General features: G+C 73.0%; 24 protein-coding genes. 9 read left to right on the top strand and 15 right to left on the bottom strand.

Going from position 1 to position 17,420, the window contains the following annotated elements:
- Positions 1-25 precede the first annotated feature (25 nt).
- The 8 genes from ACY0MR_RS33835 to ACY0MR_RS33800 are packed head-to-tail and all read right to left on the bottom strand — an operon-like array spanning position 26 to position 3,945.
- Positions 26-397, bottom strand: coding sequence for a gas vesicle protein K (locus ACY0MR_RS33835; RefSeq protein ID WP_388797486.1), 372 nt, complete (start codon positions 395-397; stop codon positions 26-28).
- Between the two features lie 56 nt (positions 398-453).
- Positions 454-669, bottom strand: a complete 216-nt coding sequence (locus ACY0MR_RS33830; protein ID WP_388797484.1) for a gas vesicle protein — start codon at positions 667-669, stop codon at positions 454-456.
- Complete coding sequence (locus tag ACY0MR_RS33825) at positions 666-1,529, bottom strand: GvpL/GvpF family gas vesicle protein (protein ID WP_473557298.1); 864 nt, start codon at positions 1,527-1,529, stop codon at positions 666-668. Before ACY0MR_RS33825 ends, ACY0MR_RS33830 begins: the two co-directional genes overlap by 4 nt.
- Positions 1,526-2,062, bottom strand: coding sequence for a gas vesicle protein (locus tag ACY0MR_RS33820; RefSeq protein ID WP_473557296.1), 537 nt, complete (start codon positions 2,060-2,062; stop codon positions 1,526-1,528). Before ACY0MR_RS33820 ends, ACY0MR_RS33825 begins: the two co-directional genes overlap by 4 nt.
- Before the next feature lie 21 nt (positions 2,063-2,083).
- Positions 2,084-2,332, bottom strand: a complete 249-nt coding sequence (locus ACY0MR_RS33815) for a gas vesicle protein GvpG (RefSeq protein ID WP_361851959.1) — start codon at positions 2,330-2,332, stop codon at positions 2,084-2,086.
- Positions 2,333-2,369: 37 nt separating this feature from the next.
- Entirely contained in the window at positions 2,370-3,086 is a 717-nt protein-coding gene (locus ACY0MR_RS33810; protein ID WP_473557294.1) for a GvpL/GvpF family gas vesicle protein, read from the bottom strand.
- Between the two features lie 3 nt (positions 3,087-3,089).
- Positions 3,090-3,554, bottom strand: coding sequence for a gas vesicle structural protein GvpA (locus ACY0MR_RS33805; protein ID WP_388797474.1), 465 nt, complete (start codon positions 3,552-3,554; stop codon positions 3,090-3,092).
- A 28-nt stretch (positions 3,555-3,582) separates the two neighbouring features.
- Positions 3,583-3,945, bottom strand: coding sequence for a gas vesicle protein GvpO (locus ACY0MR_RS33800; protein WP_473557292.1), 363 nt, complete (start codon positions 3,943-3,945; stop codon positions 3,583-3,585).
- Positions 3,946-4,143: 198 nt separating this feature from the next.
- Between ACY0MR_RS33800 and ACY0MR_RS33795 the strand changes: the two genes are divergently transcribed.
- Together ACY0MR_RS33795 and ACY0MR_RS33790 are read left to right on the top strand one after the other, a co-directional pair.
- Positions 4,144-5,133: a histone protein gene (locus tag ACY0MR_RS33795; protein ID WP_473557290.1), complete on the top strand. Its 990-nt coding sequence runs from the start codon at positions 4,144-4,146 to the stop codon at positions 5,131-5,133.
- 3 nt (positions 5,134-5,136) lie between these two features.
- Entirely contained in the window at positions 5,137-6,249 is a 1,113-nt protein-coding gene (locus ACY0MR_RS33790; RefSeq protein ID WP_451061130.1) for an SRPBCC family protein, read from the top strand.
- Between the two features lie 249 nt (positions 6,250-6,498).
- Here the strand turns inward: ACY0MR_RS33790 and ACY0MR_RS33785 are convergent, their stop codons facing one another.
- From ACY0MR_RS33785 to ACY0MR_RS33775, 3 genes are all read right to left on the bottom strand, one after another.
- On the bottom strand, positions 6,499-6,672 hold the full coding sequence (locus tag ACY0MR_RS33785) for a CsbD family protein (RefSeq protein ID WP_383429246.1): 174 nt from the start codon (positions 6,670-6,672) through the stop codon (positions 6,499-6,501).
- A 115-nt stretch (positions 6,673-6,787) separates the two neighbouring features.
- Complete coding sequence (locus ACY0MR_RS33780; protein WP_361851940.1) at positions 6,788-6,961, bottom strand: hypothetical protein; 174 nt, start codon at positions 6,959-6,961, stop codon at positions 6,788-6,790.
- 79 nt (positions 6,962-7,040) lie between these two features.
- Positions 7,041-7,823, bottom strand: a complete 783-nt coding sequence (locus ACY0MR_RS33775; protein WP_473561968.1) for a VOC family protein — start codon at positions 7,821-7,823, stop codon at positions 7,041-7,043.
- Positions 7,824-8,181: 358 nt separating this feature from the next.
- On the opposite strand from ACY0MR_RS33775, the gene ACY0MR_RS33770 reads away from it, so the two are divergent.
- Positions 8,182-8,700: a DUF5709 domain-containing protein gene (locus tag ACY0MR_RS33770; RefSeq protein ID WP_392865856.1), complete on the top strand. Its 519-nt coding sequence runs from the start codon at positions 8,182-8,184 to the stop codon at positions 8,698-8,700.
- A 359-nt stretch (positions 8,701-9,059) separates the two neighbouring features.
- Here ACY0MR_RS33770 and ACY0MR_RS33765 read toward each other — a convergent pair whose 3' ends face one another.
- Both ACY0MR_RS33765 and ACY0MR_RS33760 read right to left on the bottom strand, forming a co-directional pair.
- Entirely contained in the window at positions 9,060-10,091 is a 1,032-nt protein-coding gene (locus ACY0MR_RS33765; protein WP_473557286.1) for an iron-containing redox enzyme family protein, read from the bottom strand.
- A complete protein-coding gene (locus ACY0MR_RS33760; RefSeq protein WP_361851926.1) occupies positions 10,091-10,339 on the bottom strand; it encodes a CDGSH iron-sulfur domain-containing protein in 249 nt (82 codons plus the stop codon). Before ACY0MR_RS33760 ends, ACY0MR_RS33765 begins: the two co-directional genes overlap by 1 nt.
- 273 nt (positions 10,340-10,612) lie before the next feature.
- On the opposite strand from ACY0MR_RS33760, the gene ACY0MR_RS33755 reads away from it, so the two are divergent.
- Together ACY0MR_RS33755 and ACY0MR_RS33750 are read left to right on the top strand one after the other, a co-directional pair.
- On the top strand, positions 10,613-11,122 hold the full coding sequence (locus ACY0MR_RS33755; RefSeq protein WP_473557283.1) for a GNAT family N-acetyltransferase: 510 nt from the start codon (positions 10,613-10,615) through the stop codon (positions 11,120-11,122).
- A gap of 187 nt (positions 11,123-11,309) precedes the next feature.
- Positions 11,310-11,561 (top strand): DUF6213 family protein, encoded by a 252-nt coding sequence (locus ACY0MR_RS33750; protein WP_404084927.1) that lies wholly within the window; start codon positions 11,310-11,312, stop codon positions 11,559-11,561.
- An 82-nt stretch (positions 11,562-11,643) separates the two neighbouring features.
- Here ACY0MR_RS33750 and ACY0MR_RS33745 read toward each other — a convergent pair whose 3' ends face one another.
- On the bottom strand, positions 11,644-12,330 hold the full coding sequence (locus ACY0MR_RS33745; protein ID WP_473557280.1) for a HemK2/MTQ2 family protein methyltransferase: 687 nt from the start codon (positions 12,328-12,330) through the stop codon (positions 11,644-11,646).
- Positions 12,331-12,622: 292 nt separating this feature from the next.
- On the opposite strand from ACY0MR_RS33745, the gene ACY0MR_RS33740 reads away from it, so the two are divergent.
- Both ACY0MR_RS33740 and ACY0MR_RS33735 read left to right on the top strand, forming a co-directional pair.
- A complete protein-coding gene (locus tag ACY0MR_RS33740; protein ID WP_473557278.1) occupies positions 12,623-12,946 on the top strand; it encodes a plasmid stabilization protein in 324 nt (107 codons plus the stop codon).
- A 73-nt stretch (positions 12,947-13,019) separates the two neighbouring features.
- Positions 13,020-14,735, top strand: a complete 1,716-nt coding sequence (locus tag ACY0MR_RS33735; protein WP_392865863.1) for a PP2C family protein-serine/threonine phosphatase — start codon at positions 13,020-13,022, stop codon at positions 14,733-14,735.
- 141 nt (positions 14,736-14,876) lie between these two features.
- Here ACY0MR_RS33735 and ACY0MR_RS33730 read toward each other — a convergent pair whose 3' ends face one another.
- The gene (locus ACY0MR_RS33730) at positions 14,877-15,503 is read right to left on the bottom strand and encodes a flavodoxin family protein (protein WP_361855411.1); all 627 of its coding nucleotides are present in this window, start codon (positions 15,501-15,503) and stop codon (positions 14,877-14,879) included.
- A 179-nt stretch (positions 15,504-15,682) separates the two neighbouring features.
- On the opposite strand from ACY0MR_RS33730, the gene ACY0MR_RS33725 reads away from it, so the two are divergent.
- Positions 15,683-16,873, top strand: a complete 1,191-nt coding sequence (locus ACY0MR_RS33725; RefSeq protein WP_473557276.1) for a zinc-dependent alcohol dehydrogenase — start codon at positions 15,683-15,685, stop codon at positions 16,871-16,873.
- 81 nt (positions 16,874-16,954) lie between these two features.
- Positions 16,955-17,293 carry a hypothetical protein gene (locus ACY0MR_RS33720; RefSeq protein WP_473557273.1) on the top strand — a complete coding sequence of 113 codons (339 nt, stop codon included), beginning with the start codon at positions 16,955-16,957 and terminating at the stop codon, positions 17,291-17,293.
- Positions 17,294-17,420: the final 127 nt, after the last annotated feature.

The following is a 17,420-nucleotide window of genomic DNA, read 5'->3' as shown; positions in this document are numbered from 1 at the left end:
CGGCGGAGGCGGCTCGCGGGTCGCGTCACTCCGGGCTTCCGTCGGCGGGCGGGAGGAGCGGGCCCAGGGGGCCGAGGTCGAGGTTGAGGTCCTGGAGGGTGTAGCCGTGCTCGGCGCAGAGGTCGCTCAGCGCGTCGTGCAGCGCCATCAGCGTGGTGCCCAGCTCCTCCTCCTGGTCGTCGGTGAGGTCGCCGGCGTCGACGCGTCGCAGGGCCTGCCGCTCGATGAGCTGGCGCAGGAGTTCCACGACGGTGAGGACGAGTTTGAGGAGGTCCTCCTCGACCGACTCGTGGTCGGTGCGGAGCCTGTGCGCGGGGCGACGGGGTGCGTCGGCGTCGGCGGGGGGCGCCCGCACGAGGCGGAACGCGTCCCCCAGAGCGCCGCCGATGTCGTCCATGCGCGGGGGACCGTCCGGGGCCCGCCGCCTCTTCCCGCGGTCCGGGCCGGTCCCGGTCACGGCCTCCTCCCCGTGGACGGGCCGAGCGGATCCGCCTCCGAGCCGACGGACACGATCAGCGCCCGGAGGGAGACCCGGACCAGATCGATGTCGGCGATCGAGAGCACGATGTCCCCGGACAGCACCACGCCGCCGCTGAGCAGCCTGTCGAGGAGGTCGACGAGGGCGACCTGCCGGTTCGGCAGGGACTCGACGGGCCGGGGGGAGCTCATCGCACCGGCCCGTCACCCGTGGAGTCCTCCCGGGGCTGCTCCGGGGGCGGTGGCGGCATGGCGAAGGAGTACGGGGCCCACGGACCGGTCACCTCGACGCGTACGCCGTCGAGGTCGCCCGCCACGGCGGCGAGTGCGGTGCGGAAGTCCCCGGCCAGGTCGTCCGGGACGAGGTACGCGTCGTTGAGGACGTTCTCCTCGGGTCCCGCCAGCGCGCCGCGCTGGGCCGGGTGGCGCACCCGGTGCGTACCGAACCGGGAGACGAGCGCGTCGATGCGCTGCGCGGCCTCCTGGGCGTTCCGGTAGTGGTCCTCCCTGGCGTGGTGCTGGGCTCGCCGGTGCCGGAGGTACGCCTTGCCGGGACTCAGCGTGTCCGCGTCCCTCGTCCGGTCGGCCGCCCGGTCCTCCGGGGCCTCCTGGGAGCCGATGTACAGCTTGACGCCCCATTCGCTCCGGTCGCGCAGCAGCGCGATGCGTTCGGCGAAGAGGGCGTGCTGGGCGGCGAGTGCCTCCCGTGCGCGTCGCTCGTCCTGGTACAGGGTGGCGAGCCGCAGCGGGAGGACGGTGCCCGCGCGGGAGAGGGCCTGCACCACCTCGTGATGGGCGCGGGCGATGTCCTCCAGCCATTCCATGTCCTCGAAGCGGGCCTTGAGGGTCCGTTCGTCGAACTCGTCCGCTGCGACGCGGCTGATGACGAACGCGACGCGGTGCGGAGACTCGGCGGCCTCGGCGGGCTCCTCCGCGACGAGGAGCGACACGGCCCTGTCCGAGACGCCGCGGACGTCCTCCACGGCCGTCCGCACCCTCCCGTTGTCGGGGACCACCGCGTAGACGTAGGTGAGGCTCGCCGGGGCGTTCATGTGCCGCGCCTGCGTCGGGCCGCTCCCTTGCGCGGCGGCGTCCCGGCGGCGGGGCCCGGGGGCTCGTCGTCGGTCTCGTACGCGTACGCGTCGTCGTCCTCTTCCGGTTCCTCGGCGTCGAGCTCCCGTGCCCCGGGTTCCGCGTCCCGCTCACGGCGCGGGAGCGGTTCGGCACGGCGGGTCCCGCCGCCGATCCCCGCCTCGCGCCTCAGCTCCTCCAGCTCGGCTCGCAGCCGGCGGTTCTCGCGTTCCAGGGGGCTGCCGCTGTGCTTCGAGGAGAGCGACGGATCGTGCTCCCACCAGTCGATTCCCATCTCCTTCGCCTTGTCCACGGAGGCGACCAGGATCCGCAGCTTGATCGTCAGCAGCTCGATGTCGAGCAGGTTGATGCGGATGTCCCCGGCGATGACGATGCCCTTGTCCAGGACGCGTTCCAGGATGTCGGCGAGATTGGCGGAGGAACTCGGCCCGTACGGCACCGGGGAGGCCCTGGACGGCGCGGAGCCGAAGCGGTCGGGCAGGGGATCGGACACGGCGGTGTTCCTCGCTTCCGGTCAGGGGCTCTGCGAGCGGTGGGCGTCGATCTCTTCCAGGCGGTCCAGCAGCTCGTCCTCGCAGCGGTCGAACGTCTCCTGGGAGATCTCCCCTCGGACCAGCCGGTCTTCCAGTTCCGCGAGCTCTCGCCAGACGGGGGCCGGGTCGTAGTACTCCTCCTCGGCCTTGTCCAGCACGCGCTGCGCGACCCAGGTCGCTCCGCGCACCGGCGCGAGGGGAAGCGTGAGCAGCGATGTCAGCAGTCCCATGCGTCTGCCTCCCTCCTCGACTCCCCGCCCTGCCCGGTCACTCCACGAAGCTGTACGGCGGCAGAGGGCCGTTCAGCCGGAACTCGACGCCGTCCCCGATCTCGCGGGCCAGGTTGCCCTCGGCGGTCAGGAACGCCTCCCGGCGGTCGTCCGGGACCAGCAGCGAGAAGTTCAGGAAGTCCGGCTCGGACGCCCTCCGGACGGTGTGCTCCCGGGCGAACGGCACGAGGGCCTCGATCAGCCCGGAGGCCAGGGCGTCCTGTCGGACCTGGACCTGGCGAGCTATCAGTTCCCCCAAGGACAAGGGGAGTTGCGGATCGATGTCACCGCTCCGCATGCGTTCGTTGAGTGCGCGGGCCTCGTCGTCCTCGCTCAGGATCTGCCGCAGGAGCACTTCCTCGTCCTGTGACGCGCGCACGTGGTACTCGGCACATCCGCCGAGGCGTTCGAGGTTGGCCAGGAAGCCTTCGGCGTCCTTCTGGAGCACCTGCTCGACGGTCGACTCGTCGGGGGCCGTGTATCCGAACTGGAGCGGCAGGACGGGGCCGCCGCGCATGAGGTGCTCCTGCACCTCGTTGTGGATCGAGAGGTCGCGCCGCTTGGGACGGATCGTCTCGGAGACGTCGCTGACCACGGCGCACAGCGGACCGGAGACGACGGGGCGCACGGGAGCGGGTTCCGATCCGACGCCGGTCAGACCGTCCAGGTCGAGGGGATGGTCGTCCGCTGTGATCGCATAGACGTACAGAGCCATCGGTCACTCCTTCTCCCGTCGTGCCGTGCGCCGGGAGGCGGGCCGTCGGCGTCGGGGTGCGGTCTCCTCCTCTTCCTCCTCCTCGTCCGGTTCCTCGTCGTCGCGGGACTTCCCGGTCAGGGACTCCGTCACGGCCTCGACGGCTCCGGTGAGCGCGCCCTTCGACTTGCCGCGGGCTCCCCCCTCCATCATCCCGCCGACGACTTCGGGCAGCTGCGCGGGAGCCTTGCGGCCGGCTTCGAGGTCGAGCCGGTTGCACGCCTCCGCGAAGCGCAGATAGGTGTCCACGCTGGCGACGACGATCCTGGCGTCTATCTTGAGGATCTCGATCCCGACGAGGGAGACGCGCACGAAGACGTCGATCACCAGGCCGCGATCGAGGATGAGTTCCAGGACGTCGTACAGGCTGCCCGTGGAGGCGCCACCGCCCCTGCTGACGGCGCTGCCGCCCTGCGGCACCATGGTCATGGTGCCTCCTTCCGCGGCCGCACCGTGTTCAGAACGGCCGATCGATCATTCCGCGGCTGTAGCGGCGGGTTCGTTCGAAGGAGATCAGCGCGCCCGCCTCGTCCAGGGAGACCCGGTAGCTGGCCAGCACGCTCGTCGTGTCGGGGATCCGCTCCAGTTCCACCACTTCCACTTGTGCCTCCCACCCCGTGTCGACGGGCTTGAGCGAGGAGACGGACTCGGGGTTTCTTCCGAGCAGTTTCGCGAGTTGCTCGATGGCCCCCGCCATCGCCGATCCCGCGTCCACGGACTTCGCCCTGCTGGGCGCCGCCTTGCGTCGGGCGGGAGGTCGTCGCTCTTCGGCGGGGCGTGAGGTTCCCCGTCGAGGTCGATCCGGATCCACCGGGCTCATGACACTCCGCGAGACGAATAGCAACTAAAGGCTAGAATTTCATGTTATAGGGATATACGCCATGCCCGGGAGGGCAGGCTCGTTCCCCACCGCCCCGGAGGGGCGTCCCCGCGCGGCTTCGCCGGTCGTACGGCTTGGTCCTGGGCGTTCCACGCGAGCAGCGGAACGGTCACGCCGCCCGGTGAAGGGACAGGGGTCATGGAGGACACGACCAAGATCGCCCTGGCGGCCGCGGTGGCAGGCGGTTACGTACTGGGACGGACGAAGAAGGCTCGCCTCGCGTTCACCGTGGCGACCTATCTCGCCGGCCGGCGCTTCGGCCTGGAGCCGGGACAGCTCGTGACGCAGGGGCTCAACAAGCTCAAGGAAGTACCCCAGGTCGCCGAGATGGGCGAGCAGTTGCGGGGTGAGGCCCTGAACGCCGGACGGCAGGCCCTGAGCGCCGCGGCCAACCGCAAGCTCACCGATCTCGCCGACTCCCTGCACGAGCGGACTCTCGCGATCGGCAGCGGCGGCGGCCGGGACGAGGAGGAGGACGAGGACGAGCGGTACGACGACGCGGACGAGGAGTGGGAGGACGAGGAGGAGCCCGAGGGCGAGTACGCCGACGACGAGGAGTGGGAGGAGGACGAGGAGGAACCGGAGGAGCCCGAAGAAGCCGAAGAGGACGAGTACGACGAGGAAGAGGCGGACGAGGAGGAACCCGAGGCCGAGCCGGAGCCGCCGAGGAGGCGCCGGTCGTCCGGCACGTCCTCCCGCTCGCGTTCCGGAGGGAGTAGCGCCTCCCGCTCGCGGTCGGGAACCACCGGGTCACGGGCCCGGACGTCGACCTCGGGACGCGGATCGACCTCCCGCGCCGAGAAGGCCGCCCCGGCGAAGAAGGCGACGGCGAAGAAGGCGCCCGGTAAGCGGTCGGCGCCGAGCCGGAGCACCGCCAAGAAGGCCGCACCGGCCAAGAAGAGCGCCCCGGCGAAGAAGGCCGCACCGGCGAAGAAGGCGGCTCCCGCGAAGAAGACGACCGCGGCCGGGAAGACGGCGGCGAAGAAGACGTCCTCGGCCCGCAAGCCGGCCGCGAAGAAGGCGGCAGCGAGCAAGCCTGCGGCCAAGAAGACGCCGGCACGCAAGTCCGCCGCCAAGAAGACCGCGGCCAAGAAGACGACGGCGCGCAAGACCGCGTCGCGGAGGTAGGTCATGGCAAGCGAAGACCGCGACCGCGACCGCTCCGAGAAGTCGGAATCCGGACTCGACCGGCTGTTCGGCGAACTGGGCGAGTTCCTCACCGCACAGACCGGTCAACTGGCCGACAAGGCGACGGACAAGCTGGGGGACGTCACCGACCAGCTGAACGACGTGGCCGAGAACGGCGGGAAGCTCACCGACATCGGCGGCCGACTGCTCCAGGGCGACTCCCCCGTCAAGGCCGTGGTGGGCCAGTCGTTGAGCGGGCTGAAGGACAAGGTCACCGAAACCGCGTCGAACCTGTTCGGCGGAGGCAAGGGCAAACGCAAGAGCGGCAGCCAGAAGATCACCAGCATCGTGGAGACCATCGATGTCGGGGCGCCGCTCAGCCGGGTCTACAACCACTGGACCCAGTACGAGGATTTCAGCGGCTTCACGAAGGGCGTCCGCAGCGTCTCCCAGGGCGACGAGACGAGCAGCGACTGGAAGGTCAAGGTGGGGCCCTCCACCCGCAGCTGGAAGGCGACGGTCCAGGAACAGGTACCCGACGACTGCATCGTCTGGACGTCCGAGGGCGCCAAGGGTTCGACGCGGGGCTGTGTCAGCTTCCACGAACTGGGCCCCACGCTGACCCGCATCCTCCTCACCGTCGAGTACTACCCTTCCGGCCTGTTCGAGAAGACGGGCAACCTCTGGCGGGCCCAGGGACGGCGGATGCGGCTGGACCTGAAGCACTTCCGCCGGCACGTCACCCTGACCGACGACGAACCCGAGGGCTGGCGCGGCGAGATCCGCGACGGCGAGGTCGTCCGCTCGCACGAGGAGGCCCTGGAGGAGGAGAACGCAGCCGACGAGGACGGCGAGGAGGAGGACGAGGAGCAGGTCGAGGGCGAGGACCGCCCCGACGACGAGGACGACGAGGACGACGAGCTGGAGGAAGAGGCCGAGGAAGGGTACGGGCCCGGCGAAGAGGACGAGCAGGACGCGGACGAGGAGTACGACGAGGGCGAGCCGGACGAGGAGTACGACGAGGACGACGAGGGTTACGCCGACGACGAGGACGAAGAGGAGGAGGACGACGCTGACGAGCGCGAGCCCGCCGGCGGTCGCCGGCGCGGGCGTTGAGCCGCGGACCGTCCGGGCCACCCGTTCGACGGGGTGGCCCGGACGGTCGGCCGTAGGCCGGGGTTCGGGGCCCGAGGGGCTCCCCTCGGGGTGGGTCCGGAGGAGATCTGCTCGCCGATGCGCAGCCGACTCGTGGAAGGAGCGGCCTCGACGGGCCGCTCCTCCGTTCGTCCGTCACGGCGGGTGCCGTCGTCCGCCCGGTCGGTCGACCGGGCGGGTCAGTGCGAGACCGGGTCCGTGATCCGCGGATCAGCGCTTGAACGCGTCCTTGACCTTCTGTCCCGCCTGCTTGGCGTCGCCCTCGGCCTGTTCGGCGCGGCCCTTCATCTCCAGGCTCTCGTTGCCGACGACCTTGCCCGTGGTCTCCTTCACCTTGCCCTTGGCCGTCTTGGCCGCGTTCTTGGCTTTCTTCCCTCCGGCCATGTCGCTCACCTTCTCGCACGGAGTGCGCGTCCCAGGTCGGGGCGCCGAGTGGCCACTGCCCCGGATCCGGGCCTCCATGCGGCCGGTACACGCATGGCGATCCACCGCGAACCGGTCACCTCTTGAAGAAGTCCTTCGCCTTCTCCTTCTGCTCCCGGGCCTTGCCCCGCAGCCCGAGGGCGGCCCCCTTGGCCTCCGTGGTCCTCTTTCCACGGATGTGTCCCGTCTTTCGCATGGCCTTGCCCATGACCTGCTCGGCCTTGGCCTTGGCCTTCTCCTTGGCACTCATGGCGATGCCTCCTCACCACGCTGGGATGTACCGTCTGCCCGGGTGGGCGCGGCGTAGTCGCCGGCCGGGCTCCCACCCGTCAGGGAATGGCGGGCCCGGCCCGTCCGTCGGCCGTCCGCGCCGTTCCCCCGCCGAGGGAGTGCGGCGCGACCACCGTGAAGCGCGCACCGTCGGGGTCGGCCAGTTCGACCCACCGGCTCGCCGCGGAGGTGCCCACCGGGGAGGCGACGGAGCCTCCCCGCCCGACGGCGGAGGTGATCGTCGCCTCCAGCTCCGGTACGGGGAAGTGGACCCGCCAGCGCGGCCTGATCGCGGCGTCGGACGTCCCCTCGGCCCCACTGCCGCTGATGTGGGCGACATCGTCGGAACCGTGGCGGAGGACGACGTGGTCGTGCTCGTGGGACGCCACGCACCGGCCCGGTCCCTCCCCCGCCCAGCCGAGGACCTGCCCGTAGAAGGCCGAGGACGCGAGGGCGTCGCGCGTGTGGAGGTCCAGCCAGGCGGGGGCGCTGCCCCTTCCCACGGACCAGTCGGGGACCACGGCCCCCTCCCAGAAGCCGAAGACCGCTCCGGCGGGATCGGCGGCCAGTCCCGCACGACCGGTACCGAAGGTGAGGGGTCCCACGGCCATCGTCGCCCCGCGTTCGCGGATCCGGCCCGCGGTGACGTCCGCGTCCTCGACGGCGAAGTACGGCGTCCAGGCCACCGGCACGTCCAGGGGTTCGGCGAGGGCGCCGATCCCCGCGACAGGGGTGCCCTCGCGGAGGGCGACCGCGAAGCCGTCTCCCAGGCCGCTGGCCCGGAACCGCCAGCCGAGGACTCCCGCGTAGAAGCGCTTGGCGGCCTCCAGGTCCCGGGTCATCAGGCTGACCCAGCACGGGGCGCCCGCGATCTCGTGGCTCGACGTCGACACGGCCGTCACCCTCGGTTCGCACTGGCGGGACGGGACCCTTCCACGGTAAACCCGGGGCGGTCGTCGGGCCGCGCGTGCGGGGGCACGGGCGGACTCCGGGGGCTTCGGGACGGCGCGCCCGGGTAGCCGGGCCTGAGGGGGCCGAGACGTCCGGGGGGACGAGACGACGGGGACGGAACCGGACCCTCCCGACGCCCGCCCCGGGCGGCCGACCGGCCGGGCGGTGTTCGGCAGCCCACGCCGAGCCGCGCGAGACTGGGAGCAGGCCTCGCCCGGCATCGGTGACGCCCCAGCGAAAGGAACGGTCATGGCCCGCAACGAGTCCCCCTCCCCCACGGGCGGCGACGAGTCGTCCGCGTCCGAGGCCCGCGGCGACGACGTCTACCAGCCCTTCGACGGGGCCGACCCGTCCGGCGATCTCGATCCCGACAACGCGCTCATGACGGATCCGATCGACGACATGGCGGTCCCCGGCTACTCCCCTCCCGAGCGCCCCCGGGGCGCCACCAGGTACGGCACCACCCAGCGGGAGCAGCGGGAGGGGGAGTCGCTCGACGAGCGTCTCGCGCAGGAGGTCCCGGACCTCGCGGACGGGGCGCTTCCGGAGGGCGACGGGATCGGGGACCTTCCCGGGGGCGAGGGCGAGCCCGTCGACGAGCAGGCGGGGGCCACCCGCGCCGGTCGGCTCACGGCGGTCGACACGCCCTCGGGTTCCCTGGACCGGGCCGTCGCCCGGGACGTGGGCCTGGACGACGGCACCGCGCCGGCCGAGGAGGCCGCGATGCACGTCGACACGGCGCTGGACGAGGCCGAGGAGGGGCTGTGAGCGGGGCGGTGACGCAGCGGACCTGACGGGGCACAGCGGACCTGACGGGGCCCGGCAGGACCCGTCGGGGCCTAGCAGGACCCGTCGGGGCCGAGCAGGACCCGTCGGGGCCGAGCAGGACCCGTCGCGTGCTGCCGAGGGCCTCTGGCGCTCCTGCCGACCCTCCGGTCCGCGGCCCTCAGCGGGGCCGGGAGCCGTCCCGGGCGCGGCAGACGCGCGGGAAGGGTCGACCGGCATCCTGGCCGGGGTCTCCGGCCGCCCGTGTCCCGCCCTCCCGGGTCGGCGAAGCGCCGGTCCCGAACTCCCGGCCCCCGGCCCTCCGATGTCCCGCCTCCGGTCCCCGGCCGGACGGGTGGAATCTAGTCCAGCGGGCGCCGCAGGGCGCTCTGCCCGCGGTCCCACGCGTCGCGGAGGTGGTCGGCGAGCCGGTCCTCCAGCAGGACCGTCGCGGCGCAGCCGAACGCGATGTCGGGCTCCAGTCCGGGCTCGTCGGCCAGGAGTCCGCCGACGACGCCATGGCGCACGACCTGCTCGTGGACGGCGTCGGCCTCGACGTGCTCGGCGTAGAAGTGCTCGGCGGCCGCTCCCGCTCCGCACCGCCGCATGGCCTTGGCCAGGCGCCGCGATCCCGGGGACGACGTGATCTCGACGCAGGCGAAGTGACCGACGAGGGCACCGCGCCGGGCGCGGTGGAGCCCGAGGAGCGACATCAGGTTCACCGTCGCCAGGAGCGGTGCGGGCGCGTGCTCCAGGTAGTGGCCGTAGGAGTGGTCGAGACCGAGGTCGTCCATGAGGTCGGCGAAGAGCCGGGCGTGGACGCGTTCGGCGCGGCCGGCGCCGAACTCGTCGTACTCCACGGCCACCATGGAGGCCTTGGCCTCTCCGGTGAGCCGCGGGACGACCCAGACGTGCGGGTCGGCCTCCTTGAGGTGGTAGAGCGACCGCAGGGCCGCGTACTCGCGCAGGTGCCGGAGCTCCCCGTCGGTCGCGAGGCGGTGGCTGAGGCTGCCGGAGAGGTCGACGGGCTCCACCAGGAGGGGCGCGAAGGCGTCCTCGACGGTCCGCGGCCCGTCGGTCAGTTCGTCGCGGAGGGCGTCGAGGAAGCGGTCCTCCATCGCCCGTCGCAGCCTCAGCAGGTCGGGGTCCCACTCGCGGGCGTCGTCCACGTCCTCGAAGCCCCGGTAGTGCAGCTCGTAGAGGAGGTAGAGGGCGAGCTGGAGGTCCTCGCTCCAGGGGTCGGCGCGCGCCGCGGCCGCGGGGTCGCTGCGCGGCGGGCCGCCCGTGCGGAGGGCCTCCACCACGGCGCCGGACAGCTCTCCCCGACCCGCCGGGAGGCGGGGGGCCGTCGCCGTCGTGGCGGTCGCGGCCGGGTCACGTACCGGAAGAGGCATCAGGAGTTCCTGTCGTCGGTCGGCGGGGCGGTCCGCTCGCGGCGGCGGTGGCTGGTGTCGCACCAGGGGTACGTACGGCTCCGACGGCACGTGCAGACGGCGACGGTGAAGCGGTCGGACCGGGCGACGGTCCCGTCGTCCAGGACGATCTCCACCGGGCCCTCCACGAGGACCGGGCCCTGCGGATCCACGGACACCCGGCGCGCGGGCGTCCGGTCGGGTTCCTGCGATGTGTCCGGTGTCGGCACGGCGTACCTCCTCCGCGGGCGGGAGCGGTGTTCGCGCCCAGGGAAGTACAAGCCCCGGACGCGGGCTTCAGGCTGCGGCTGCCCCGCTCGGGGCACCTCATGCCCCGGCACGGTGATCCCGGGAGGCTCACCCGACACGGGTGCCACGGCGGTGAGCGGTGACGGCCGGCTGTGACAACGGGGCGTGACCGCCCGCGACGCGTCCGCCGCGAAGCGACCGGCGGCGGATCAATCACCCGCCGCGCCCCGCCCTTCGACCGTAGGCTCCGGGACATGACCGTGCTGCGTGGCGACGCCCTCGAACTCCGGCCCTCCCAGCCCCACGACGTCCCCGGCCTCGCCGCGATCCGCGCCACGCCCGAGGTGCGGGCCCGGTGGCGCGGGGACCCCGACCTGGAGGCCGAGGTCGCGGAGGACCTGTCGGACCCCGACACCACCTGCCTGACGATCTACCACCAGGACCGGATCGTCGGCATGATCCAGTGGTACGCGGAGGAGGAGCCCGACTACCGGCACGCCGGCATCGACCTGTTCCTGGACCCCGCCGTCCACAGCCGGGGCCTGGGCTCCGACGCCGTCCGGACCCTCGCCCGGCACCTCGTCCACGACCTCGGCTTCCACCGGATCGTGATCGACCCCGCCGCCGACAACGCCCCGGCCATCCGCTGCTACACCAAGGTCGGCTTCCGTCCCGTCGGGGTCATGCGACAGTACGAGCGCGGCGCCGACGGCACCTGGCACGACGGCCTGCTCATGGACCTCCTCGCCGCAGACCTGACCTGACCTGACCTGACCTGAATCGGCCGCGGACGGCCGGGAGGGCGACGGGCCGACCGACGGGGCGTCCGGCCGGCCGCGGCCGCCGACCGGCCGGACGCCGGAGGGACGGCCATACGTCTACCTGGCCGCAGCCCGGGTAGTCGCACCTCGACCGACGTCTGTCCGCATTCACCCCCTTGGGCGGTTCTCCATGAACGCACTCATCCCCCTGGTCTCCGCATCCGACGACCGTCTGCTCGTCCCGGCCGAGCGGGTCACCGCCCTGCTGCGAGGCGTCGCCGCCGGGTGGCTGGGGGCGGCGGAGCGGGGCGAGACGGACCTCGACCCACGGACCGCCCTGACCATGGCCCGCTCCCTCAGCGACCTGGCGGATCAGATCGACGTCGAATGCATCGCGTTCCTGCCCGCCCGGGACGATGAGGGCGATCCCGAAGAGGGCTGAACGACGAACCGTGCCGGGGCCGGACCCTCCGTGGAGGGTCCGGCCCCGGCACGTCCGCGGGTACGGGGCGGGCCCGGTGGCCTCAGAGCCGGCAGGCCCGGACGACCACCAGCTCCTCCCGTTCCTCGGCCGCGTCCGCCAGGCCCCGGCGCTCCAGCCAGGCCCGTCGGGAGCGCAGCACCGGCCCCCAGGGGACGGAGGCCCATGCCGTGACCTCGGCGGCGAGACCCCTGTCCGTCAGCCGGTCCACGGTCGTCTCCGCCCCGCACATCCCCGAGTGGACCATCAGGAGCACTCCCCCGGGGCGCAGCAGAGCGGGGGCGGCCCCGCAGATCCGGTCGATCACCAGGCGTCCGTCGGGACCGGCGTCCCAGGCCCTCTCGGCGCCCCGGGCGGGCACCCGCGCCGCGGGCGCCGGGACGTACGGGGGGTTCGTGACGACCAGGTCGTAGAGCCGTCCCCGGGTGCGTGCCACGAAGTCGCCGTAGAGGACCCGCAGGGGCAGTCCGTGGACCAGGGCGTTCAGCCGGGCGGTGGCGACGGCAGGCCAGGAGACGTCGACCGCGGTGACGGCGGCGCCCGTGCGCGCCGCGTTCAGCGCCAGCGCGCCGGTCCCGGTGCCGATCTCCAGGACGTCCGTGCGCGGACCGACCTCCTCGCGGGCGAGGGCCCCGGCGAGGAGTCGGGTGTCCGCCTGCGGCCGGTAGACGCTCGGCAGGGCGACCAGGCCGCCGGGGAGCGCCTCCGGGGTCCGGACCGTGGTGGACATCGCGTACCTCCGGGATCGGGCGGGGCGGCCGCGGCAGGCCGCTCGACGGGCTAAGGCTGCGGCTGCCCCGTGCTCACCAGGTCATTCGGGGACGCGGAGATCCCGGGTTCCGGGTTCCCTGGGGCCGACCACGGCCGCGGGCGCTCCTGACCGCCGAATGCCCACTCGCCTCGCCTCCCGGCGGACGCGATGTCAGGGTCGAGTGATGGGCGTCCCCTCCTGGGGGCAGCGGCAGGGCGGAAGGCGGCGGTACGCGTCGGGTGCCACGTCGCGGAGATCGGAAGGAGTCGTCATGCCTCGCGGATCGAGCCCCCGGCGGGAACGGCAGTACGAGCACGTCAAGGAGAGCGCGGAGGACCGCGGGGAGAGCCCGAAGCGTGCCGAGGAGATCGCCTCGCGCACGGTCGACAAGGAGCGGGCGCGTTCCGGCGAGTCGATGACCGCGAGCCGGACCTCCACCCGGGACATGCCGTCGTCGAAGCGGGGTGGGCAGCGCTCGTCGAGCGGGGCGAAGGGCCCCACGTACGACCAGCTGTACGAGGAGGCGAAGCGCCGCGGCATCCACGGGCGTTCCTCGATGAACAAGTCCGAGCTCAAGCAGTCACCGGGCCACTGAGCTGCCACAGCCCCGGGCGCGCCCGGCGGGCGCCGATCCCGTGGGCGTGTCGTGAAGTTCGCGGAGGCGAGCGATGACCTTTCCCCTGCCCGACAGCGTCGACGCGCTCAAGGACATGATCGGCCGAGAGATCACCGCTCTGCGCGCGGCGGTGCGGCGGCACGCGGAGCGCCCGCTCGGCGCGTCGGCGGGGTACGAGCTCACCTCGCCCGTGCAGTCCCTCTCCGTGCTTCCGGCCTCGCCGGAGGCAGGTGGGGCGGCGCCGTGTCTGTGCGGGGTGCACGAGCCGGGCGGCAGCGGGTTCTGCTCGGTCCTGGCCGCCATTCCGGCGTCGGCCCTGCTTCTCGAACCGATCCAGGACGACGCGGGGGCCGTGCGGGACTTCCGCATCGTGGCCGGCAACCGCGTCCGGTCGGCGGACTGGCTGGAGGCGCCGGACCAGCAGGTCGGGCAGCGGTTCCTGGAGGCGCGTCCCGGCGCCGCGTCCTCGGGGCTGCTCGCGGCACTCGCGGACGTCGTGGACACCGGAAAGCCGCTCGACGGGCTGGTCGTGGACTACACGGAGCAGCGGCTCGGCCGGATCCACCGGGCGCCCCTGCTGTACTCGGCGGCGCGCTGCGGAGTCCAGGTGCTGGCGACGTGGCAGCCCGTGCAGACCCAGGCGGAGCTGCTGACCATAGACGCGCAGTTCCTGGCTTCGATGGGGTGGGGGCACTGGGACCTGCTGTCCGGGAAGATCACGTGGTCGGAGGGCCTCAGCCGTATCTTCCACGCCGACGTGCGCATGCCGTGGACGCTGGAGCAGTTGTGCGACGCGCTGCTGCCCGACGACCTCACGGCGCTCGCGGAGTTCCTGAGCTCGGTCCTGGCGGGCGAGGAGCCCGCCTGGACCCGGATCCGGTTCCTCGTGCTCGGCGAGCTCCGCACGCTCGACCTGCTGGGGCGGCCCGTCACCGGGACGGACGGCAGGGCGTGGGCGGTCAACCTGGTGGCCCGCGACCTCACACCGCAGATCCGCAGCAGGCGGCGGCTCGCGGAGACGGAACGGGAGTCCGACCGGCTGCGCCGGCAGTCGGAGGCCGAGCGGAGGGTCGCGGACGCGCTGCGCGAGGCGCTCCTGCCCACCCACTCCGAGGCCCTGGCCGCCGTCGGGCTGACGGTCGCGGCCTCCTACCGGCCGGCGGAGCCCGACGCCGCAGTGGGCGGCGACTGGTACAAGTGCCGGCTGCTGCCGGACGGGCGGGTCCTCGTCGCCATCGGCGACGCGTCGGGCCACGGTCTGGACGCCGTGGCCCGGATGGCGCAGCAGCGGCACGCGATGGCGGGGCTCGCGCAGACGGGGGCGTCCGCGGGCGAGATCACGACCTGGCTGAACGAGCTGGTGTGCAGTGATCCGGCCGGGCAGACGGCGACGGTGGTGGTCGGCCATCTCGACGAGGAGAAGGTCCTGCACTGGGCCGACGCCGGGCACCCGGCGCCCCTGCTGCTCCGCGGAGGAGGCGTCGAGCCCCTGACGACCGACCGGCGCGGCCCCCTTCTGGGCGCCCTGCCGGGATACGCGTACGAGACCGCGTCGACGCGGCTGCGCCCGGGCGATCTGCTGGTGCTCTACACGGACGGCATGGTGGAGCGCCGGGGCGAGGACGTGACGGTGGGGATCGAGCGGTTGGCCCGGGCGGCGGCGGCTGCCCCGCGCGATCCGCAGGGGCTGATCGACTCGTTGCTGGCCGACCCCGAGTTCACCGGCCACGAGGACGACGCGTGCGTCCTGGCCGTCAGGGTGGACTGAGGGTGGGGGCGACGGGGTGGGGGCGGCCCCGCACCCGAGACGCGCCTCGGCGGCCCTGCCCGCGGCGACGGACCCGCCGGCCGCCACCGCGGGCGGGGCCGCCGAGGCCACGGGGAACGGCGCCGGTGCCCCGGCGTCCGGTCAGGAGGCGGGCGGGTAGGGGGCGGACTTGAGGCGGCGGGCCAGGTGGGCGGTGTTGGCGGCCAGGGCCGCGGTGGCGTCCGCCGTGGCCTTCGGGGTCTCGTCGAGATCCTGGTAGTCCGTCTTGTGCATGGCCTCGCCCACCCAGTAGGTGACGGCGTTCGGGGCGAGGGAGAAGCCGACGTCGTTGAGCCCCTGGAACAGGTCGGCGCTCACCTTGTGCGCCCCGTCCTCGTTGCCGACGACGCAGACGGCGGCGGCCTTGCCGTACGTGAGCATCCGCCCCTGGTCGTCGGTCTCGCCCATCTCCGCGTTCAGCCGCTCCATCACGCGCTGGGTGACGCTCGCGGGGTGGCCGAGCCAGATGGGGGTCGACAGGACCAGGATGTCGGAGTCGAGGATCCTGTTCCGGATCTCGGGCCAGGCGTCTCCCTCCCCCAGATCGGTCGCCACTCCCGTACGGACGTCGTGGTCGGCGACCCGGATCACCGTGCCGGTCACCCCGTGCTCGCTCAGGGCCTCCATGGTCTGTTCGGCCAGCAGCTGCGAGCTGGAGCGGGCCGGGGAGGGGGACAGCGTGCAGACGAGAGCGACGGCACGCAGCGGTGTGGTCTCGGTGGTGTTCATGGGGCAGCGGCTACCCGCCTCTCGTGTTCGTATCTCCCTCGTCCCTGTAGCTCGTCGGCCGGAGCCGTCGTCACGGTCACCCGCAGGCGGTGGCGTGGCATATGTCCCTCCGGGTCGGGCAGGCGCGACATATCAGGTCTGTCGAACCTCGGGGAGCCGTCGGGCGTGAGGAGAGGACCATGAAGGCGTTGACCTGGCACGGGCACCGCGACGTGCGGGTGGACACCGTCCCCGATCCGGTGACGGCCGATCCGACGGACGTGATCGTACGGGTCACCTCGACCGGCATCTGCGGCTCGGACCTGCACCTGTACGAACTCTTCGGTCCCTTCCTCGACAGCGGTGACATCCTCGGGCACGAGGCCATGGGCATCGTGGAGGAGGTCGGCCCCGACGTCCGCACGCTCACGCCCGGCGACCGGGTCGTGGTCCCCTTCAACATCTCCTGCGGTACGTGCTGGATGTGCGGCCAGGGGCTGCAGTCGCAGTGCGAGACCACGCAGGTGACGGAGTACGGGATGGGAGCCTCCCTCTTCGGCTACACCAAGTTGTACGGCCAGGTTCCGGGCGGACAGGCGGAGTTCCTCCGGGTGCCCTTCGGCGACACCCTGCCGGTCAAGGTGCCCGACGACGCCCCCGACCAGCGCTATCTGTACCTCTCCGACGTCCTGCCGACCGCCTGGCAGGCCGTCGAGTACGCCGCCGTCCCGCCCGGCGGGAGCGTCACGGTGCTCGGGCTCGGCCCCATCGGCGACATGGCGGCGCGGGTGGCCCTCCACCGGGGCGCCGCGGAGGTCATCGGGGTCGATCTCGTACCCGAGAGGCTCGCACGTGCCCGGAGGCACGGTGTGCGCACGCTGGACCTCGGCGAGCTGGGCGACGGGCTCGGCGACCGCGTGCGGGATCTCACCGACGGCCGCGGCACGGACGCCGTCATCGACGCCGTCGGCATGGAGGCCCACGGCGCCCCCTTCACCAAGGCGGCCCAGCGGGCCACCGGCATGCTCCCGGACGCCCTGGGCAAGCGGTTGATGGTGAGGGCGGGCGTGGACAGCATGGCGGCGTTCGACACGGCGGTGGACGTCGTGCGGCGCGGCGGCACCATCAGCCTGGTCGGCGTCTACGGCGGCGCCGTCGACCCCGTACCCCTGCGCACGCTCTTCGACAAGCAGGTCCAGCTCCGGATGGGGCAGGCCAACGTCCGGCACTGGGTGGACGACATCCTCCCGCTGCTCGACGACGGCGATCCGCTGGGGGTCGACGACTTCGCCACCCACGTCCTTCCGCTGGACGAGGCCCCTCAGGCGTACGAGAGGTTCCAGGCCAGGCAGGACGGCATGGTCAAGGTGGTACTGACACCGGGCCGTTGACCCACGGACGGGCCGTCGGGGATCCGCGCGCGACGCGGTCGACGGGGGCCGCGTCCACCGACGAAGCGAAAGGTGAACACGATGCGTGACGTCCGGACCGCGGAGCGGTCGCAGGGACCGATACCGCGCGACCGCGAGGACCAGCAGGCCGAGGCAGGGGAGGATCCTCTGGCCATCACCGTGCCCGTGGAGTCCCGGGAGGCCGCGAAGGGCGCCGGCGGCAGAGAGGCGAAGCCCGCCGAGAAGGCGGACACGGCTGACAAGGCCGAGAGACGCGCGGAGCCCGGGGAGACCGGGGACGCGGGTGGGCCGGACGGCGAACTGCCGGACACGGACGAGGCGGGCACCGGGCCCGCGGGCCGCACCCGGCAGGGCACTGTCCATCCCGAACATCCCTCCCCCGGCGAGCCGACCGACTGATTCCCCCTCCGCGACCGCTCGGGCGCGGTACGGCACGACGACCGCGCACCGGAGCTCTTCGGCGCGGATCCCGCCGGACCCGACGGGCGGGATCCGACACCGGATCTCGCCCGTACGGGCCGGTGTC

The sequence above is a fragment of the Streptomyces sp. JN8 genome, from assembly GCF_055808075.1.
The sequence above is the reverse complement of the archived record's forward strand: the minus strand, read 5'-3'. Positions and strand labels throughout refer to the sequence as shown.

What these genes read in the sequence shown, in the direction of transcription:
- ACY0MR_RS33835 (WP_388797486.1), bottom strand. Translation starts at nt 397, where the DNA reads ATGGACGACATCGGCGGCGCTCTGGGGGACGCGTTCCGCCTCGTGCGG.
- ACY0MR_RS33830 (WP_388797484.1), bottom strand. Translation starts at nt 669, where the DNA reads ATGAGCTCCCCCCGGCCCGTCGAGTCCCTGCCGAACCGGCAGGTCGCC.
- ACY0MR_RS33825 (WP_473557298.1), bottom strand. Translation starts at nt 1,529, where the DNA reads ATGAACGCCCCGGCGAGCCTCACCTACGTCTACGCGGTGGTCCCCGAC.
- ACY0MR_RS33815 (WP_361851959.1), bottom strand. Translation starts at nt 2,332, where the DNA reads ATGGGACTGCTGACATCGCTGCTCACGCTTCCCCTCGCGCCGGTGCGC.
- ACY0MR_RS33810 (WP_473557294.1), bottom strand. Translation starts at nt 3,086, where the DNA reads ATGGCTCTGTACGTCTATGCGATCACAGCGGACGACCATCCCCTCGAC.
- ACY0MR_RS33805 (WP_388797474.1), bottom strand. Translation starts at nt 3,554, where the DNA reads ATGACCATGGTGCCGCAGGGCGGCAGCGCCGTCAGCAGGGGCGGTGGC.
- ACY0MR_RS33800 (WP_473557292.1), bottom strand. Translation starts at nt 3,945, where the DNA reads ATGAGCCCGGTGGATCCGGATCGACCTCGACGGGGAACCTCACGCCCC.
- ACY0MR_RS33795 (WP_473557290.1), top strand. Translation starts at nt 4,144, where the DNA reads ATGGAGGACACGACCAAGATCGCCCTGGCGGCCGCGGTGGCAGGCGGT.
- ACY0MR_RS33790 (WP_451061130.1), top strand. Translation starts at nt 5,137, where the DNA reads ATGGCAAGCGAAGACCGCGACCGCGACCGCTCCGAGAAGTCGGAATCC.
- ACY0MR_RS33785 (WP_383429246.1), bottom strand. Translation starts at nt 6,672, where the DNA reads ATGGCCGGAGGGAAGAAAGCCAAGAACGCGGCCAAGACGGCCAAGGGC.
- ACY0MR_RS33780 (WP_361851940.1), bottom strand. Translation starts at nt 6,961, where the DNA reads ATGAGTGCCAAGGAGAAGGCCAAGGCCAAGGCCGAGCAGGTCATGGGC.
- ACY0MR_RS33775 (WP_473561968.1), bottom strand. Translation starts at nt 7,823, where the DNA reads ATGACCCGGGACCTGGAGGCCGCCAAGCGCTTCTACGCGGGAGTCCTC.
- ACY0MR_RS33770 (WP_392865856.1), top strand. Translation starts at nt 8,182, where the DNA reads ATGGCCCGCAACGAGTCCCCCTCCCCCACGGGCGGCGACGAGTCGTCC.
- ACY0MR_RS33765 (WP_473557286.1), bottom strand. Translation starts at nt 10,091, where the DNA reads ATGCCTCTTCCGGTACGTGACCCGGCCGCGACCGCCACGACGGCGACG.
- ACY0MR_RS33755 (WP_473557283.1), top strand. Translation starts at nt 10,613, where the DNA reads ATGACCGTGCTGCGTGGCGACGCCCTCGAACTCCGGCCCTCCCAGCCC.
- ACY0MR_RS33750 (WP_404084927.1), top strand. Translation starts at nt 11,310, where the DNA reads ATGAACGCACTCATCCCCCTGGTCTCCGCATCCGACGACCGTCTGCTC.
- ACY0MR_RS33745 (WP_473557280.1), bottom strand. Translation starts at nt 12,330, where the DNA reads ATGTCCACCACGGTCCGGACCCCGGAGGCGCTCCCCGGCGGCCTGGTC.
- ACY0MR_RS33740 (WP_473557278.1), top strand. Translation starts at nt 12,623, where the DNA reads ATGCCTCGCGGATCGAGCCCCCGGCGGGAACGGCAGTACGAGCACGTC.
- ACY0MR_RS33735 (WP_392865863.1), top strand. Translation starts at nt 13,020, where the DNA reads ATGACCTTTCCCCTGCCCGACAGCGTCGACGCGCTCAAGGACATGATC.
- ACY0MR_RS33730 (WP_361855411.1), bottom strand. Translation starts at nt 15,503, where the DNA reads ATGAACACCACCGAGACCACACCGCTGCGTGCCGTCGCTCTCGTCTGC.
- ACY0MR_RS33725 (WP_473557276.1), top strand. Translation starts at nt 15,683, where the DNA reads ATGAAGGCGTTGACCTGGCACGGGCACCGCGACGTGCGGGTGGACACC.
- ACY0MR_RS33720 (WP_473557273.1), top strand. Translation starts at nt 16,955, where the DNA reads ATGCGTGACGTCCGGACCGCGGAGCGGTCGCAGGGACCGATACCGCGC.